Origin of the sequence: Micromonospora sp. DT231 (genome assembly GCF_049847025.1) — a bacterium.
GTDB lineage: Bacteria > Actinomycetota > Actinomycetes > Mycobacteriales > Micromonosporaceae > Micromonospora.
Map to the genome: position 1 here is coordinate 940,205 of NZ_JBNCNO010000001.1, position 17,200 is coordinate 957,404.

At 70.5% G+C, this 17,200-nt stretch carries 14 protein-coding genes; 7 read left to right on the top strand and 7 right to left on the bottom strand.

Annotation, left to right across the window (positions count from 1 at the left end; genetic code table 11):
* Window positions 1–123 precede the first annotated feature (123 nt).
* On the bottom strand, window positions 124–2,460 hold the full coding sequence (locus ACPXBU_RS04225) for a beta-L-arabinofuranosidase domain-containing protein (protein WP_393374498.1): 2,337 nt from the start codon (window positions 2,458–2,460) through the stop codon (window positions 124–126).
* Between ACPXBU_RS04225 and ACPXBU_RS04230 the strand changes: the two genes are divergently transcribed.
* The 3 genes from ACPXBU_RS04230 to ACPXBU_RS04240 all read left to right on the top strand — a co-directional run bounded on the left by ACPXBU_RS04230 (window position 2,454) and on the right by ACPXBU_RS04240 (window position 7,033).
* Entirely contained in the window at window positions 2,454–2,735 is a 282-nt protein-coding gene (locus tag ACPXBU_RS04230) for a hypothetical protein (protein WP_393374501.1), read from the top strand. The two genes, ACPXBU_RS04225 and ACPXBU_RS04230, sit on opposite strands and share 7 nt — an antisense overlap.
* 626 nt (window positions 2,736–3,361) lie before the next feature.
* Window positions 3,362–5,209 (top strand): family 43 glycosylhydrolase, encoded by a 1,848-nt coding sequence (locus ACPXBU_RS04235; protein ID WP_393374504.1) that lies wholly within the window; start codon window positions 3,362–3,364, stop codon window positions 5,207–5,209.
* A gap of 414 nt (window positions 5,210–5,623) precedes the next feature.
* The gene (locus ACPXBU_RS04240; RefSeq protein ID WP_425756514.1) at window positions 5,624–7,033 is read left to right on the top strand and encodes an endo-1,4-beta-xylanase; all 1,410 of its coding nucleotides are present in this window, start codon (window positions 5,624–5,626) and stop codon (window positions 7,031–7,033) included.
* A gap of 91 nt (window positions 7,034–7,124) precedes the next feature.
* Here ACPXBU_RS04240 and ACPXBU_RS04245 read toward each other — a convergent pair whose 3' ends face one another.
* From ACPXBU_RS04245 to ACPXBU_RS04255, 3 genes are all read right to left on the bottom strand, one after another.
* Window positions 7,125–10,037, bottom strand: a complete 2,913-nt coding sequence (locus ACPXBU_RS04245; RefSeq protein WP_425756516.1) for a glycosyl hydrolase — start codon at window positions 10,035–10,037, stop codon at window positions 7,125–7,127.
* 156 nt (window positions 10,038–10,193) lie between these two features.
* Window positions 10,194–10,601, bottom strand: a complete 408-nt coding sequence (locus tag ACPXBU_RS04250; protein WP_425756518.1) for an MmcQ/YjbR family DNA-binding protein — start codon at window positions 10,599–10,601, stop codon at window positions 10,194–10,196.
* 40 nt (window positions 10,602–10,641) lie between these two features.
* Window positions 10,642–11,334: a DUF1223 domain-containing protein gene (locus tag ACPXBU_RS04255; protein WP_425756520.1), complete on the bottom strand. Its 693-nt coding sequence runs from the start codon at window positions 11,332–11,334 to the stop codon at window positions 10,642–10,644.
* 128 nt (window positions 11,335–11,462) lie between these two features.
* On the opposite strand from ACPXBU_RS04255, the gene ACPXBU_RS04260 reads away from it, so the two are divergent.
* Window positions 11,463–11,765, top strand: coding sequence for a GNAT family N-acetyltransferase (locus ACPXBU_RS04260; RefSeq protein ID WP_393374516.1), 303 nt, complete (start codon window positions 11,463–11,465; stop codon window positions 11,763–11,765).
* 42 nt (window positions 11,766–11,807) lie between these two features.
* Complete coding sequence (locus ACPXBU_RS04265) at window positions 11,808–12,524, top strand: isocitrate lyase/PEP mutase family protein (RefSeq protein WP_425756523.1); 717 nt, start codon at window positions 11,808–11,810, stop codon at window positions 12,522–12,524.
* 122 nt (window positions 12,525–12,646) lie between these two features.
* Here the strand turns inward: ACPXBU_RS04265 and ACPXBU_RS04270 are convergent, their stop codons facing one another.
* Both ACPXBU_RS04270 and ACPXBU_RS04275 read right to left on the bottom strand, forming a co-directional pair.
* A complete protein-coding gene (locus ACPXBU_RS04270) occupies window positions 12,647–13,573 on the bottom strand; it encodes a 5'-3' exonuclease (protein ID WP_393374521.1) in 927 nt (308 codons plus the stop codon).
* A gap of 58 nt (window positions 13,574–13,631) precedes the next feature.
* Window positions 13,632–13,859, bottom strand: coding sequence for a hypothetical protein (locus ACPXBU_RS04275; protein ID WP_425756525.1), 228 nt, complete (start codon window positions 13,857–13,859; stop codon window positions 13,632–13,634).
* Window positions 13,860–13,949: 90 nt separating this feature from the next.
* On the opposite strand from ACPXBU_RS04275, the gene ACPXBU_RS04280 reads away from it, so the two are divergent.
* Complete coding sequence (locus ACPXBU_RS04280) at window positions 13,950–14,135, top strand: hypothetical protein (protein WP_425756527.1); 186 nt, start codon at window positions 13,950–13,952, stop codon at window positions 14,133–14,135.
* Window positions 14,136–14,356: 221 nt separating this feature from the next.
* Here ACPXBU_RS04280 and ACPXBU_RS04285 read toward each other — a convergent pair whose 3' ends face one another.
* Entirely contained in the window at window positions 14,357–15,724 is a 1,368-nt protein-coding gene (locus ACPXBU_RS04285) for a glycosyl hydrolase family 18 protein (RefSeq protein WP_393374529.1), read from the bottom strand.
* Between the two features lie 237 nt (window positions 15,725–15,961).
* On the opposite strand from ACPXBU_RS04285, the gene ACPXBU_RS04290 reads away from it, so the two are divergent.
* Window positions 15,962–17,104, top strand: a complete 1,143-nt coding sequence (locus ACPXBU_RS04290) for an acyl-CoA dehydrogenase family protein (RefSeq protein WP_425756529.1) — start codon at window positions 15,962–15,964, stop codon at window positions 17,102–17,104.
* The last annotated feature ends 96 nt before the right edge of the window (window positions 17,105–17,200 follow it).

The window sequence follows — 17,200 nt, forward strand, 5'->3', positions numbered from 1 at the left end:
GATCCGCCACGATCACTGGGGCCAGGACCCTGCCACTGTACGACCGCTGCCGACCGCCCGCCCGGCGTCGCCGGCGCGGTCCTCGGGCGACCGCGCCGGCGACCCGGCGAGCTGGGCGGATCGTCAGGCGTTGCGGACCAGACGCCACCGGTTGTCGGCGCTGCCGTTGTCCGAATCCTGCACGGCCTGCGCACCCAGCGCGGTGGAGGCGTTCAGGATGCCGAGCAGCTTGTTGCTGTTGACGTTGCGGATCTTGTAGGTGCCGTCGCCGTTGTCGACGAGGATCCACCTGTGGTCGGCGGTGCCGTTGTCCGCCCACTGCAGGACCCGGGCGTTGTCGGCGGTGGACATGTTCTCCACACCGAGCACCTTGTTGCTGTTGGCGTTGCGGAACCGGACCGCGTTGCCGTCGGTCACGACCACCCAGTTGTGGTCGGCGGTGCCGCTGTCGCTCCACTGCACGGCCAGACCACCGTCGGCGGTGGACATGTTCTGGACACCGAGGACCAGCCCGGTGCCGACGTTGACCAGGCGGTAGCTGCCGGTGGGGCCGCCGCCGCTGCCGCTGGTGTTCCAGTAGACCGTGTAGTTGTAGCCGTGGGCGTCGTAGAAGGGGGCGAGGTTCACCGTGGACCCGTTGGCGGTGGCGGTGAACGCCAGCGAGCTGGTGCTGGTCCGGGTGATCGAGGAGACGGTGAGGGTGGGCAGGCTGCTCAGGGCCGTGTTGCCGTAGTTGCCGGCCAGCACCGTGGGGCCGTAGGTGACCGCGCCGACGTTGGCGTTGTCGTTGGCGGCCTTGACGGCGACCTGCATGGGCAGCCGCACGGTGATGGTGTCGCCCGCGGCCCAGGTACGCGTGACGGTGGCGTAGGTGCCCGGGGTGGCGGTGACGTTCTCCACGGCGCCGTTGACGGAGATCGTCGCACCGCTGGTCCAGGACGGGATCCGCACCCGGATGCTCCAGGAGCCGCTCATCGAGCCGGACAGGGTCAGCGTGGTGGTGTCACTGACCGGGAAGCTCGTGGTCTGGGTGACCGTGATGCCGCGCTGCGTCCAGTCGAGCACCGACGGCGTGAACAGGTTCACGCTCAGCGTCGTGCCGTTGTAGAAGTAGATGGAGTCCATCAACCTCGTGTTGATCTCCAGGCCGGTGCCCTGGCAGCACCAGAACGAGTTGTAGTCGGTGCTCCAGGTGCCGCCACCCCACGCCGGGCCCACACCCCGACGGCCACCCGGCCGCAGCGGGGTGAAGTAGGTGATGTGGCCGCGGCTGTCGGCCGAGTTCTGTCCGCCGATCAGGTGGTTCATCAGCGCGCGCTCGTAGTAGTCGAAGTAGTCGGCCCGGTTCGGGTCGAGCAGCCACAGCTCCCGGGTCAGTTTGAGCATGTTGTACGTGTTGCACTGCTCGCACGTGTCGTTGGTGAGGTAGCCGGCGATCGCGTTGGGCGGCCGGAAGTGCTCGGCCTGGCTGTTGCCGCCGATGACGTAGGTGTGCGCGCCGACGGTGATGTTCCACGCGTTGCTGGCGATGCTCCGGTAACGGGTGGTCCCGGTGGCCTTGAACTCCCGGGCCGCGCCGATCCACTTGGGCACCTGCGTGTTGGCGTGCTTGCCGTTGAGCTGGTCCTGGCCGGAGGCCAGCGGGTCGAAGATGCCGGCGTGGTCGAACCGCTGTGCGGTGGCGAGCCACCGGCTGTCGCCGGTCTGCTGGTAGATGTCGGCGAGCACGTCGTTCATGCCGCCGAACTCGGTGCCCAGCATCGACTGCATCTGGCTGTAGCTGAGCCGCGACGTGCGGGTGTCGACCCAGCCCGCCAGCGACAGCAGCACCGTACGGGCCTGCGTGTTGCCGATGTAGCGCCAGACGTCGAGCAGCCCGGCGAGGGTCTTGTGGATGCAGTAGTAGGGCACGTTGCCGTTGGACAGCGTCCGTGCCTCGAGGGCGTTGAAGTCGGACTCGGGGAAGCCGGAGAGGTAGCCCGCGCCGAACCCGGCGGCGCCGTTGTTCGCCTGGCACTTGGCCAGCTCGGCGACCATGTAGTTGGCCTTGTCCCGGCAGGTGGTGTCGCCCAGCACCGCGTACGCGTACGCCCACGCGCTCAGGAAGTGGCCCTGCATGTGGGTCCGGAACGGGAAGTTCGGCGCGTCCCAGCCCCCGTTGGTGGCGGCGCCGTTCGTGGACAGCCGGTGGTTGGCCCGGAAGTTGTAGAGCATCCGGTCGACGTCGACGAACCGCAGGTAGTTGAGCGTCCGCGACTGGTTGTCCATCCAGCGGCCGGAGGTCAGCCGCACCTGACCGAGGTCGAACGCGTACGCCGAGACGCCGATGTCCGCCCGGGCCGGCGGAACCACGGCGGCCGAGGCGCTGCCGCCGACGAGGGTGGAGCCGGCCGCGGAGACCACCGCGGTGGCTCCGGCGGCCTGAAGGAGGTGGCGGCGGCTGAGGGGCAGGGGTGGCATGGGAACCTCCAGGAAATTCGGTACGGGGGACGGTGCGCTACGGGGTGGCGTGCTGGTGGTCGGCGGCGCTCGAGCTGCCGCGGTGCGCGTCGGTGCTGGCGGTCGCCGGCGCGGCGTGGACGGCGCTCGGAAGGCTCGGTGCGCTGCTGGCGGTGGCAGCGGTGGACCGCGCGCTCTGGGCGAACGTGCGTCGAGTCAGCGGCACGGTAGGCGACCTTTCCGAGGCGCGGGACGGGTGGTGGGGGCCACCCGAGCGGTGGTCGGGGGCCGGCTGAGCGGCGGCGCATCGATGGCGGCGGGTCGTCAGCGGAAACACGCACGACTGTTGTGGTGACTGTGGAACTGTTGTCGCCGTGGACGCGACGGGCTGCCCGGAGGCCTATCGCGGCACATCGATGTGATCGCTAACATAGTTGGTCGTTAACACGCCCGCAACCCCTGAGTGCGTCGCGCCGACCGCCCTGGCGCGTCGATGCGACGGCAGCACGCCGTGACCCCTGGTCGGCGGCGGTCGATGGGTGCGCCGATGGTCCGGAATGGACGCGGATGGGGCTTCTGGCCACCACAAGATAACAGCGCGTAACGGGCAGCCATCGTCGAGGACCGATTGGCACCCCGTTGACGTCGGCCGCACGGCTCAGTACCTTGCATCGTAAATCTTGGATGTCGTCCTCGCTACATCCTCGCGGCGAGGTCGTTACGACGGGCCCTCCGCATCGCCCAAAAGTCCAGGTCACATGCCGAGCAGGGCATCGACGAAGACCTGTTAGCGCTAACACGGTTGCCGCCCGTGCTCCTTCGTACGCGCACGGTGCAGCCCCTTACACAGGCAACCCGGGTGGCGGTGACTCGTCGACTCGACGCGGACCTCGCGCACAGCGCACTCTCTCCGGGAGTAATCGTGAAGGTGAGAACTCGAAGCACCACCCCCACCACCCCCAGGCTCAGGCGCGCCATCGCCTGGCTGGCGAGCCTCGTCTGCGTCGTCGCACTGGTCCCCGCCAGTGCCGCGAAGGCGGACAATCCGATCGTCCAGCACGTCTACACCGCTGATCCGGCGCCGATGGTGCACAACGGTCGGGTGTACCTGTACACGGGTCACGACGAGGACGGGTCGACGTACTTCACCATGCGTGACTGGCGGGTGTTCTCGTCGGCGGACATGGTGAACTGGACCGATCACGGGTCGCCGATGAGTCTGGCGACGTTCGCGTGGGCGGATGCCAACGCGTGGGCGGGTCACGTGGTCGCGCGCAACGGGAAGTTCTACTGGTACGTGCCGGTGCGGCAGCGCTCGAACGGGCAGATGGTCATCGGCGTCGGCGTGGCGGACTCCCCGACCGGGCCGTTCCGGGACGCCCTCGGCCGCCCGTTGGTGGGCAACAACGAGATCGATCCGAACGTGTTCATCGACGATGACGGGCAGGCGTACCTGTACTGGGGTAACCCGGGCCTGTGGTACGTGCGGTTGAACGCGGACATGATCTCCTACTCGGGCAGCGCGACGCGGATTCCGTTGACGACCGCGGGTTTCGGCACGCGGACGGGGAACGCGTCCCGGCCGACCCTGTACGAGGAGGGGCCGTGGGTGTTCAAGCGCAACGGGTTGTACTACAACGTGTTCGCGGCGGAGTGTTGCTCGGAGTTCATCGGTTACTCGACGGCTCCCGGCCCGACCGGGCCGTGGACGTACCGCGGGACGATCATGCCGCGGCAGGGTGCGAGTTTCACCAATCACGCCGGGGTCGTCGACTTCAACGGTGGGTCCTACTTCTTCTACCACAACGGGGCGTTGCCCGGCGGTAGTGGTTACACCAGGTCGGTGGCCGTGGAGAAGTTCTCCTACACCTCCGCCGGGATGTTCCCGACGATCACGATGAGCACGACGGGGGCGCCGCAGGTGGGGACGCTCAACCCGTACGTGCGCCAGGAGGCCGAGACGATCGCGTGGGGCTCCGGGATCGAGACCGAGGTGTCCAGCGAGGGCGGTATGAACGTCGGGTGGATCGAGAACGGCGACTACGTCAAGGTCAAGGGCGTCGCGTTCGGCGCGGGGGCGACGTCGTTCACGGCCCGGGTCGCCTCGGGCACCAGCGGTGGGCGCATCGAGGTCCGCCTCGACAGCGCCACCGGCCCGGTGGTCGGCACCTGCACCGTGGGCGGCACCGGTGGCTGGCAGGCCTGGACCAGCACCACCTGCGCGGTCAACGGCGCCACCGGCACCCACGACCTGTACCTCCGCTTCGCCGGCGGCAGCGGCAACCTGTTGAACATCAACTGGTGGCAGTTCACCGGCACCGGCGGCAGCGCCACCGTGCTCACCAACGGTGACGTGGAGAACGGCACGACGGGCTGGGGTGTGCACGGCAGCGGAACGCTCTCCCGGAACACCGCCGTCGCCCACGGCGGCGGCGGGTCGCTGTCGATCACCGGCCGGACCGGGGCGTGGAACGGCCCCAGCCAGGACGTGACCTCGAAGCTCACCAACGGCAAGAGCTACACCACGAACGTCTGGGTACGGGCGCAGAGCGGCACGCCGTCGGCCAAGGCGACCCTGTCGCTGACCGCGAACGGCACCACGAACTACGTCCAGCTCACCCCGGCCGTGGGGGTGAACGTCAACGGCTGGACCCTGCTCACCGGCACGACGACCGTGTCGTGGAGCGGCACGCTGTCCAGCGCGATCTTCTACGTCGAGACGGCGGCGGGCACCGACAGCCTCCTCGTCGACGACGCCTCGTTCCAGTGACGCGCGCTGCCGGAGCCGTCCGCGGACGGCTCCGGCAGCACCGGGCGCCCGGCGCCACGACCGGAGCAGCCCGCCACCCGGTGGCGGATCGTTACGACTTGACGAACGGCATGTTATCGCTCACAGTCGATGGTTGAGGGCGGCCGCACCTGTGGTTCACCGGGCGAGCCTGTGGGCCGCACCTCGGAGCGTGACGTCCGCCCAGGGCATGCCGGACGTCGTGTCGGGGTCTACCACCACCGGTGCCGTGCTGGCGACTGGGCCTTCGGTCGTCCGGGTTCCGCCACCGTGAGCCGACCCCGCGGCGGCACTGGCATCGGCGTCGACATCGCCGGTGCCGATATCACCGGCTTCGCAGGAGCAGATTCGGGCGCTGCACCTCCATCACCGAACCACCACAGACAAGGAATTCGCATGAATCACAAGAGAGTCCTGCGATTGGCGGTGACCGTCGCTGCCACCGGCGCACTCGCCGCCGGAATGACGATGACGCTGACCTCCACGGCCAGTGCCGGTACGACCCTGAAGGCGTCGGCCGCCGAGAAGGGCCGTTACTTCGGTGCGGCCGTCGCGGGGCAGAAGCTCTCCGACAGCACGTATGTGACGATCCTGAACCGCGAGTTCAACAGTGTCGTGGCCGAGAACGACATGAAGTGGGACGCGACCGAGCCGCAGCAGGGTCGGTTCAACTACACGGGTGGTGACCGGCTGGTCGCGCACGCGCAGGCCAACGGCATGAGTGTGCGGGGCCACGCGCTGTTGTGGTACCAGCAGGAGCCGGGCTGGGCGCAGAACATGTCCGGCAGTGCGTTGCGCAGCGCGATGATGAACCACGTGACCCAGGTGGCGACCCACTTCAAGGGGAAGATCTACGCGTGGGACGTGGTGAACGAGGCGTTCGCCGACGGTAACAGCGGCGGGCGGCGTGACTCGAACCTGCAGCGCACCGGCAACGACTGGATCGAGGCGGCGTTCCGGGCGGCGCGGGCGGCGGATCCGGGTGCGAAGTTGTGTTACAACGACTACAACACCGACGGGATCAACGCGAAGTCGACGGGGATCTACAACATGGTGCGGGACTTCAAGTCCCGTGGCGTGCCGATCGACTGTGTGGGTTTCCAGTCGCACCTGGGCACGTCGTTGTCCAGTGACTACCAGGCCAACCTGCAGCGTTTCGCCGATCTCGGCGTGGACGTGCAGATCACCGAGCTGGACGTGATGGGCGGCGGCAACCAGGCGAACATCTTCGCCGGTGTCACCCGTGCCTGCCTGGCCGTCTCGCGGTGCACGGGCATCACCACGTGGGGTGTGCGTGACTGTGACTCGTGGCGTGGGTCGGACAACGCCCTGCTCTTCGAGTGCAACGGTAACAAGAAGGCCGCGTACACGAGCGTCCTGAACGCCCTCAACGCCGGCCCGGCCATCACCCCGTCGCCGACGACCCCGGGGCCGACGACGCCCGGGCCGACCACCCCGCCGCCCACCACGCCTCCGCCCACCACCCCGCCGCCCACGACGCCCCCGCCGGGCCCGGAGGGTTGCACGGCGTCGGTGTCACTGAACTCGTGGAACGGTGGTTTCGTGGCCAGTGTGAAGGTCACCGCCGGCTCGGCCGGCACGAACGGGTGGAACGTCAGCGTCACGCTTCCCGGTGGCGCGAGTGTCACGAACACCTGGAGTGCGACAGCCAGTGGCTCCACCGGCACGGTCCGGTTCACGAACGTCAACTACAACGGCCGGCTCGCCGCCGGCCAGGTCGCCGAGTTCGGCTTCCAGGGCACCGGCAGCGCGGCGGGCATCACGCCCACCTGCACCGCCTCCTGACCGGGCACGCCTGACCGACCCGTCCCCGTCGGCCGGTGTGCGGGACCGTTCCCCGGTCCCGCACACCGGCCGTTCGCGGTGCACGAGCAGATCAGGAGTACGGCAGCCGCAGCACCGACTGGTTGCCGATGCCCACGGTGCTGGGGTTGTTGCCGATCGCCGACCAGATCTCCACCCGGACCGTGCCGTTGCTCAACGTGCCCAACGTGCCGGTGGCCGAGGCCAGGCCGGTGTTCTGGGTGTAGTGCTCGTAGCCGGCCACCGGGTCGGTGGCGAAGTAGCGCAGTGTCTCCACCCGGTCCCAACTGCCGTTGCCGGTGAGGTCGTAGGAGATCCGTACCTGCACCCCGTTGCCGACCGCAGCCCCGGCATCCACGAACAGGTCGAACGCGGTCTGCCCGCCGGCGTAGGCGAGGTTCAGGCCGGTCGCCGTGAAGACCTGCGCGTTTGTGGGCGTACCGTCGTGGTTTCCGTTGGCGGCCGCGACAGTCGTCGTGGCCGCGCTGCCGGCGGCGCCCAACCCGCCCCCCGGCAGCAGATACCGGGTGGGACTGCCAGTCGTGGGCGGCGAGGTGGTCGGTGGGGCCGTGGTGGGCGGTGCCGTCGTGGGTGGGGCCGTGGTCGGTGGCCGGGTCGTCGGTGGGGTGGTCGTCGGCACACCGCCGGACGCGTTGCCACCACTGAAGGTGTACGCCCCGGTGGTCGCCGTCTTGCCGGCCGCCACGGTGAGACTGGTGCCGTTGGAGAACGTCACGGTGATCGGTGCGGCGGTCGGGTTCGACGCCACGTAGGTCCGCGCGCCGTTGCGGGAGAACACCGCCGACAGCGGGTGGTTGCCGGTGACAGTGGTGTCGACACTGCCCAGCGCCGCGAGGTTGCGGATCCAGTGGAAGGTGTGTGCCCGGCTCTCGCCCTCCTCCGGGGTGTAGCCGGGGTTCGCGCGGAGGTTCGCCAGCGCCGCGTCGGGGTCGCCGAGGGCCTGGAACTGCCAGAGGATGTCCTGCCACACCGTGGGTTGCCCGCCGTTGTTGCGGACCAGCTCGGCGTAGTTGGTCCGTACGTACGCCGGGTTGTTGCCCAGGTAGAGGTGCCCACCGGTGACCGGCAGCAGGTTGATGCCCTGGATCATCTCCGGTTCGCCGCTGAACCAGGTGGCGTACGCGCCGCCGTCGCCCCAGACCATGCCGACAGTGGAGTGCCCGAAGGCGGCGGGGAAGTTCTGGTCGCTGACGTCGAACCAGTACTCCTGGATGGCGGCGGCCTGGGTGGTGTAGAGGAAGACACCAGCGTCACGGACGGCGGCGTCGCCGGTGACCTGCCCCCACTGGATCAGGGCGTTGGCGAAGTTCATCCCCTCGGACGAGGACTCCTGGTTGTTGCCCGAGCCGAAGGAGCCGTGCCCGGACGCCCAGTCGTGGCCGGCGTAGATGTCGAAGTCCCGCAGGTAGGGGAAACGGGTGTCGCCGCGCTGGTAGTTGTTGGCGTCGCGGATCAGCAGGTCCACCATGCCGCCGTAGCGGCCGGCGGTGGCCCACGTCGGGTCGAACTTGGCAAGCGTGGCGGCGGCCGCGATGAAGTAGCCGTAGTGGAAGTGGTGGTCGTTGAGCTCCTGGTCGGAGCCGTACGACGCCGGGTAGCCGATCAGGGTGCCCCAGTTGTTGTCGTAGTAGAAGACCCGGCTGGTCTTACCGCTGGACGCGGTGAACCAGTCGGTGAGCGTGCTGCGGATGGCGTTCAGCGCGCTGTCGCGCGTCGTGGTGTCGTTGACCAGGTCGGCGATCTCGGCGATGCGGGCGGCCCGGCCGAGCCCCTTGCCGGTCCAGTAGGTGTCGTTGCCGCGCTGGTCCATCGGGTTCGCGCGGACGGCCGCCAGTTGGCTGGTGAGGGTGGCCAGGTCGGTTCCGCTGCCGTCGCCGACGGCCGGCAACTCCGGCACGACGCCCTGGAACCTCATGGCGGTGCGGAACTGGTTGACGCCGGTGAGCACCTTCATCCGGCCGCGCGCCGACGGGTAGGTCGGGGTGATGGCGGTGGACCCGCTCAGCGACTTCCACTGGTGCGGGTAGAGGCTGACCACGGTCTGCGTGGCGGAGCCCTCCCGGGCGGTCGTGGTGAACGCGTACGTGGTGGTCAGGCCGCTGGTCGCCGGGTTGTACGCGTACGACACCTGGGTGCCGGTCACGTGGGCGTGCGCGTACCGGCCGTAGGTCGCGGCCAGGTCGGCGCGCTCCGTCGCGCTGGACGTCGGCGGCAGCAGGGCGACGGAGAAGTAGCCCCGGCCGGCGAGGGTGGACGAGATCCGGCCGCCGGCGACGGTCCAGGTGGCGCCGCTGGGCGCGTACCCGACGTAGTCGTGACCGTTGACCCGGAAGCCGATGGTGGCGCCGCTCGCGGACCACACGTCGGGGGTGCCGGCGGTGCCGATCACCGCGTCGCCGCCGGTGGTCTGGAAGTACGCGAAGGGCAGGCCGTGGCCGATGGTGGCGCGCATGGTGCGGGTGCCGTCGCTCCAGTGTGGGCTGACGGTCCAGTCGGTCCAGCCGTCCACCTTGACCTGGGGCGCGCCGAGCCCGGCAACGCCGACCCGGAGGTCCTGCACGTAGGGGTAGTGGAACTCACCGACGCCGGTCGCGGTGCCGCTGATGGCGGGTGTGGAGTTGGCGGAGAAGCCCAGGCCGTCGGTGAAGGTGTCGTACGAGATCGGGTGGGCGTGCAGCGGTTCGCTGAAGGAACAGTCGGTGCGCTTCCACAGCAGCGAGGACCACCAGTCGTTCGTGGGGATCGGCCCGGTGGGCGCGTTGGCGGTGGCGAACTGCCGGGGGTTGCTGGACATCGCGCCGCAGCCGCTGGGGAGCGGGCCGACCGCTGTGGTGGTGTAGCTGCCGGCGCCGACGGGTGCGGCCTCGGCGGCGCGGGTGACGGGGATCGCGAGACCGCCGACGACCAGGGCCAGGGCGGTCGCGGTGGCCAGGGCCCAGCGGCGGTGGGGGACGGGAGGTGTCATGGTGCCTCCATCGCGCGCCGGGGTGCGGCAGGTGCCGCGTCCGACGCGTTGCGTCTGAATTAGGGAGAAGGTCGAGCGAGAGAGCGCTCTCACGGCAACGGTAGTGGAGCACCGAGATCCCCGTCAATGTGTCACACGCGTTGCGTGCTGATGTCGCTAACCGCCGGCGCCCGCGTCCGTCGCCACCGCCGGCAGGCCGGCGTCGTCGAGGTCGTCCAGGAGCGTCTCGGGCGCGCGCATCCGCCACGCGTCGGTCACCAGCTCACCGAGCCGATCGAGGCCGACCGCCGCCAGCCGCACCAGCACCAGGGGCAGGCCGGCGTAGCCGGGCGTGGTGAAGAAGAGATCGGGCTCGCCGAGCAGGAGCGCCTGCTTCTCGGCCTCGTCGCCGACGAACAGCACGGCGATGTCGAGTCGGATCACCCGGGGCTTTCCGGGGACGCGCTCCGGGTAGGACCAGATGAAGCCCCTGTCGGCCACCCGGAAGTCGAAGCCGTCACTGGGGATCTCCACCGTGTGCGGCAGGGCCAGCGCCACCCGGCGTACGTCGTCGGCGTCAGCCACCGAGGCCCCCCGCACCACACACGATCAGCATGTGCCGAGATTACGCGGTGGACAGGTCGACGGCGGTGGCGCCGAGGACGGCCCGGTGACCGTCCTCCTGCACGTAGCCGACCACCGAGGCCCCGCGAGGATCGAGATCGGGTGGTGTCGCCAGCTCCACCCGTCCCCGCTCGGCGCGCAGGGCCACCGACGTGAAGGCGCGGACGACGTTGTCCTGTCGCAGCGTCCGCCCGGCGTTCTCGCCTCGGGCGATCTCGCTGTCCAGGCCACGTTCCACGATCGCCACGTTCAGCACCGCGCCCTCCGGCGGTGGTGCGCTCTGGTAGTCCACCGCCACCCGCCCGCCGAGGTCCTCCGCCCGGAGCGTGACCGCCGAGGTGGCGCTCGACGCCAGGGCGGAGGCGATCGCGCCAGCCGCACGCCGCCGGTCGGATCCGACGAACTCGACGGTGCCGTTGACGACCATCTGCGGTGTGTACAGACGCCCGGTGCCGAAGGCGCGGCCGTACGCCTCCTGCCGCGCGGTGTACGCCGCGTCGGCGAAGCGGTCGGGCCAGCCCAGATCGTCCCAGTAGTCGACGTGGAATCCGAGGGCGAAGACCGGCTGCCCCCGATCCCGGGCATCGTGCTCGATCTCGGTCAGCACCTCCTCGGCGGGAGGGCAACTCGAGCAGCCCTGCGAGGTGAACATCTCCACGACGGCGAAGCCGAGGTCTGTCGACGGGGTCGTCATCTGGCGCGCCTCCTCCCGGGTCTCGACCGACGGCGCTGCGTTTCCCGTTACCGCCGGGACAATGCGCGCGGCGTCACCCGAAGCGGCCGCACGGTCAGCGGGGGCGCGGCGGGTGGTTGGATGATCGGATGCAGATCACCGTGACAGACGCGCCGGAGCGGGAGCGATTCGAGGCGCGCGACGAGGCGGGGACGACAGCCGGGTTTGTCACCTACCAGCTGACCGGAAGCATCATCGCCTACACCCACACCGAGGTCGATCCGGCGTTCGAGGGCAGGGGAGTCGGCTCGACCCTGGCCCGCGCGGTGATGGACGACGCACGCGCCAGGAAGCGGACCGTCGTGCCCATCTGTCCGTTCCTCGCCGACTGGTTGGTCAAGCACCCCGAGTACGAGGGCATCGTGGTCCGGTCGACCCGCAAGGTCAAGTAGAGTTCGGCAAGCCTGACCTGCGCATCCCTGGGGAGCCGAACGATGACAGTCGCCACCTTCCGCGCCCTGCACCACGGCCGCGCCCCCGGCGACCCGCTCGTCCTGCCCGGGCCGTGGGACGCCGGCAGCGCCCGGGTGTTCGCCGACGCCGGGTTCCCGGCGCTGGCGACGCCGAGCGCGGGGGTCGCCGCCTCGCTCGGGTACGCCGACGGCGCGACACCGGCCGACGAGATGTTCGCGGCGGTGGCCCGGATCGTCCGCGCCGTGCCCGTTCCGGTGTCCGCCGACGTCGAGGGCGGTTACGGCCTCGCCCCCGGTGAGCTGGTCGGGCGGCTCCTGGACGCCGGTGCCGTCGGCTGCAACCTGGAGGACTCCGACGGCCACGGCACGCTGAAGGATCCACGGCAACACGCCGACTGGCTGGCCGAGGTCCGGGCGGAGGCGGGCGACGCCCTCGTCATCAACGCGCGCGTCGACACGTTCCTGGTCGGGACGGGCGACCCCGCCGACGCGGTGGCACGGGCACGCCTCTACGTGGCGGCCGGCGCCGACTGCGTCTACCCGATCCTGGCGCCGCTGGCGGTGCTGCCGGTGCTGCGCGAGGGCATCGCCGGGCCGATCAACATGGCCGCCGTCCCGGACCGGGAGTCCGTGGCGGAGCTGGGCCGGCAGGGCGCGACACGCATCACCTTCGGCCCCGGCATGCAGCGTTACGCCATGGGGGCGATCGGCGACTTGGCGGCGGGCCTGCGCGCCTGAGGCCGAGCGACCGCGACGCCACCGAACGACCGCGGCCACGCCAGCGGCGGCGCGGCCTGCTCGGCGGCCGGCTGTGCTGGTCGGGCGTCGGCCGTGGCGGTCGGGCGCGGCCTGCTCGGCGGTCAGGCGTCGGCGCGGGCGGCGAGGGCGTCCACCAGGCGGCGGGTGGAGCCGGCCAGGTTCCAGCGGCCGGCGAGCTCGAGCAGCAGGTCCGGATCGGCGGGCGCGGTCGGTAGCGCGGTGGACAGCTCCGGCAGCGGCACGTCCAGCGCGACCCGGACCACCGTGGGCGCGACGGCCAGGTAGTCGCGTGCCGCGGCCAGCTTGGTGCGCAGGCCCGGTGCGAAGGACGAGTCGGAGTCGTCGAGCGCGGCCAGGATGCCGGCGATGCTGCCGTAGCGCTCGATCAGCCGGGCGGCGGTCTTCTCACCGACGCCGGCCACCCCGGGCAGCCCGTCACTGGGGTCGCCGCGCAGCGCGGCGAAGTCGGCGTACCGGTCGGCCGGCACGCCGTAGCGGGCCCGCACCGCGGCGTCGTCGCAGTCGTCGAGCTTGGCGACGCCGCGCCCGACGTAGAGCAGCCGGACCGGCCGGGCGTCGTCGATGAGCTGGAACAGGTCCCGGTCGCCGGAGACCACCTCGACCGGGCCCGGCTGGGTGACCGAGAGCGTGCCGAGCACGTCGTCGGCCTCGTAGCCGGTCGCGCCGACGGCGGTGATGCCGACCGCGGCCAGCACCTCCAGGATCATCGGCACCTGCGGGGAGAGGGTGTCCGGGACGATCTCGCCGCCCTGCGGGGCGACCCGGTGCGCCTTGTACGACGGCAACAGCTCGACCCGCCAGGCGGGCCGCCAGTCGTGGTCCAGGGCGCAGACCATCCGGTCGGCGCCGCGTCCGCGGATGAGGGTGGCCAGCATGTCGAGGAAGCCGCGCACCGCGTTGACCGGGGTGCCGTCCTCGGTGCGGGCGGCGGACTCCGGGATGCCGAAGTACGCCCGGAAGTAGAGGCTGGCTGCGTCGATCAGGAGGATCGGGGGTCGGTGTGCCACGCCGGACAGCCTGGCACAAGCCTCCGACGATCCGGGGTACGCCCGGCCGTCGGCGGTGTCAGCGCCGCTCGTCGTGCCGGTAGACGGTCGTCCGCCGGGCCAGGTGCTGCACGACGTAACTGGTGACCAGCAGCAGGATCGCGACCAGCACCTCGACCCAGGCCGCGACACCGTCGGCCACTGTGACACCGATGATCAGCAGGACCAGGCCGACGAGCGCGAGCACTCCCGCCCACAGTTGGCGGCGTCGGCGGTTCGCCGCCCGGTCCTCCTCGTTCGGTGCCACGTGATCCTCCCGGTCGGCGACGCCCGCGCGGGCCTCCCCGGATCCAGGCTATGGCCCCGTCCGCCCGTACGAACGGGAAATCACGGCCCGGTGGATCGCGACGCGCCACTGGAGGTGGCCTGGCAGGTGGGCGTGGAGTCGTTGGTCCGCCTCGACGCGCTGCCCGGCCGCATGATCGGGCGTCTCGCCCTGCTCTTCGTGGACGGCTCGTGGATCGTGCTCGGCCCGCCGGACGACGCCACCGCGCTGCGGATGGCGTCGTCGCGCGCCGCGTGATCCGCAGCGACACGGCTCGCGGCGGCCCCCGTTCGTCGGACCAGCCGCAGTCGCGCCGGGCAATGCCGGTCAGCCACGGCGGACCATCTCTCGACGGCGTGAGGCGGAGGGCACAGTGCCTGGTCGCTGTGCCTGTCGAGCTGCCCCACCAGTGGGGCCCCTGGTCGAGCACGGGGAGGTCCCCGGCTGACGCCTGGCGTCGACCGGGGACCTCGCACACGTCAGGCGGGGAGCGTCCAGCGCTGGTTGGCGCCGGCGAAGCACTCCCAGATCTGTAGCCGGGTGCCGTCGGCGGAGCTGTTGTCCGTGACGTCCAGGCACTTGTTCGACTGCGGGTTGCGCAACGTGCCGTTGGACTGCGCCTGCCACACCTGGGCGCCGCTGCCGTTGCACTCCCAGAGCTGGACCTTCGCGCCGTTGGCGGTGGAGCCGCTGGCGATGTCGGCGCACTTGCCGAGGGCCCGTAGCGTGCTGTCGCCGGCCACCGTCCAGGTCTGGGCGTTGGTGCCGTTGCAGCCGTAGAGCTGGATGGCGGCGCCGTTGGCGGTGCTGGCCGCCGCCACGTCGACGCACTTGCCGCCGAGGCCGGTGATCCGGCCGGTGCGACCGGTCGGCGGCGGGGTGGTGCCGCCCATGATGGTGTCGTACATGGCGCTGAGCAGTGAGGTCGATCCGCTGGTGTCCTGGCTCAGCTCCCAGTTCATCACGCCGCCGGCGTTGGCCAACGCCCACTGCGTCTTGCGCTTGACCGTCGGGATGCCGTTCCAGCACTGCTGCGACCCGCCGATGGTGGCGCAGTCCCGGTTGGCGTTCGCCGGGTCCAGGCCGACGATGTACGAGTAGTTGTAGTAGACCGGGCGGCTGTAGAACGGGATGCCGAGCACCGCCTTGCTGGCCGGCAGACCGCGGGCCTTCCACAGGTTGATGCTGTTGATCGACCAGTCGTAGTTGGCGTGGGGGCTGCCGCCGTCGTACGCCATGATGTTGAGCCAGTCGACCTGGTTGAAGACGGCGGTCTGGACGCCCTGCACGCTGCCGCCCTCGGAGACCACGGCGGCGGTGAGCAGCTTGCCGCGGCTGTGCAGGGCGCCGCCGAGCTGCGTCATGAGCGCCGTGTAGTTGTTGGCCGAGGCGCCGGGGTCGGGGTACTCCCAGTCCATGTCGACGCCGTCGAGGTTGTACTGGTTGACGAAGTTGACCAGGTTGTTGACGAAATTGGTCCGGCTACCGGAGTTCGCCGCCAGGGCTTCGAAGGCCGAGTCGTTGCCGTCGTTCCAGCCGCCGACCGCGATCGAGACCTTGACGTTGTTGGCGTGTCCCTGCGAGACCAGCGAGGAGAGCCGAGCACCGTCGACCCCCTGCAGGCTGCCGTCGCTGTTGGGCAGGATGAAGGCGTAGTTGATGTGGGTGAGCTTGTTGTACTGGATCGTGTTGATGTTGCCGGCCCAGGAGGGCATGTAGCCGACGCTCTTGAAGTTGTTCGGCAGCACCACGGCCTGCGCGGCGGTGGAGGTGACGGTGAGGGTGGCGCCGGCGGTGGCCAGCGCGAGGAGGCCGGCGGCGAGGACGCGGCGCAGTGGTGAGGACATCGGGGGCCTTCCCGTGGGCGGGGGACGACACCCGCCCGCGCGGGTTGTCGCGGGCGGGCGGTGCGGGACGCAGGAACGGGTGGGCCTCGAGGCAGCCAAATCTTAAAGAGTGTTAACTGTCCGCGTCAATCAACGCCTGTGGATTTCCCCGGCAGCGGTACCAATATGGGGGTTTACCCAAACGACCGTTAAGCTTGTGCAACGGCTCACCACCACCCCCACGGAGCTCATCGCGCTATGACTGTCGACCGGATCCTCCCCACCGACGAGGCCCACGACCTGCTGGGTCTCGCCACCGAGCTCGCCGATCGCGAGCTCGCCCCGAACGCCGCCGCCTTCGAGGAGCGCGCCGAGTTCCCCCGTGGCGTGCTCCGGACCCTCGGCCGCGCCGGCCTGCTCGGCCTGCCCTACCCCGAGGAGTACGGCGGCGCGGCCCAGCCCTACGAGGTGTACCTGCAGGTGCTGGAGATCCTGGCCAGTCGCTGGCTCGCGGTCGCCGAGGCGGTCAGCGTGCACACCCTGTCCTGCTACCCGCTGTTCGCGTTCGGCAGCGACGAGCAGCGCAAGCTGCTGCCGGACCTGATCGGCGGCGAGCTGCTGGGCGCGTACTGCCTCTCCGAGCCGCAGGGTGGCTCGGACGCGGCCGCGCTGAGCACGCGGGCGGTTCGGGACGGGGACGCGTACGCGGTGTCCGGCACCAAGGCGTGGATCACCCACGCGGGGACCGCCGACTTCTACAACATCTTCTGCCGCACCGGAGGTCCCGGGCCGAAGGGGATCTCCTGCCTGCTCGCCGACGCGGGCACGGTCGGCATCAACCCGCAGGCGGCGGAGCGGACGATGGGTCTGCGCGCCTCGCCGGTGGCGCAGATCGTCTTCGACGAGGCGCGGGTGCCGGTGGACCGGCTGATCGGCGACGAGGGCGCCGGCTTCACCATCGCCATGTCCGCACTGGACTCGGGTCGCCTGGGCATCGCCGCCTGCGCGGTGGGGCTGGCCCAGGCAGCCCTGGACTACGCGGTGTCCTACGCCCGGGAGCGGCAGCAGTTCGGCAGGTCCATCATCGACTTCCAGGGGCTCGGTTTCCTCCTCGCGGACGCGGCCACCCAGATCTCCGCCGCCCGCGCGTTGACCCTCGCCGCGGCCCGGCTGCGCGACGCCGGCCGCCCGTACGCGATCGAGGCGGCCAAGGCGAAGCTCTTCGCCACCGACGTGGCGATGCGGGTGACCACCGACGCGGTGCAGGTGCTCGGCGGCGCCGGCTACGTGGCCGATCATCCGGTGGAGCGGTACATGCGCGAGGCCAAGGTGTTGCAGATCGTGGAGGGCACCAACCAGATCCAGCGAATGGTGATCTCCCGGGCGCTGGCGAAGGGCTGAGCGGGTCGACGAGCGGTGCGGGGCGGTCCGCGGTGAACCTGTCGCGGCCGTCCCGGCGGGTACCTCGTCGCCGTCGGGCGGTTTTCCCGGTAGGTT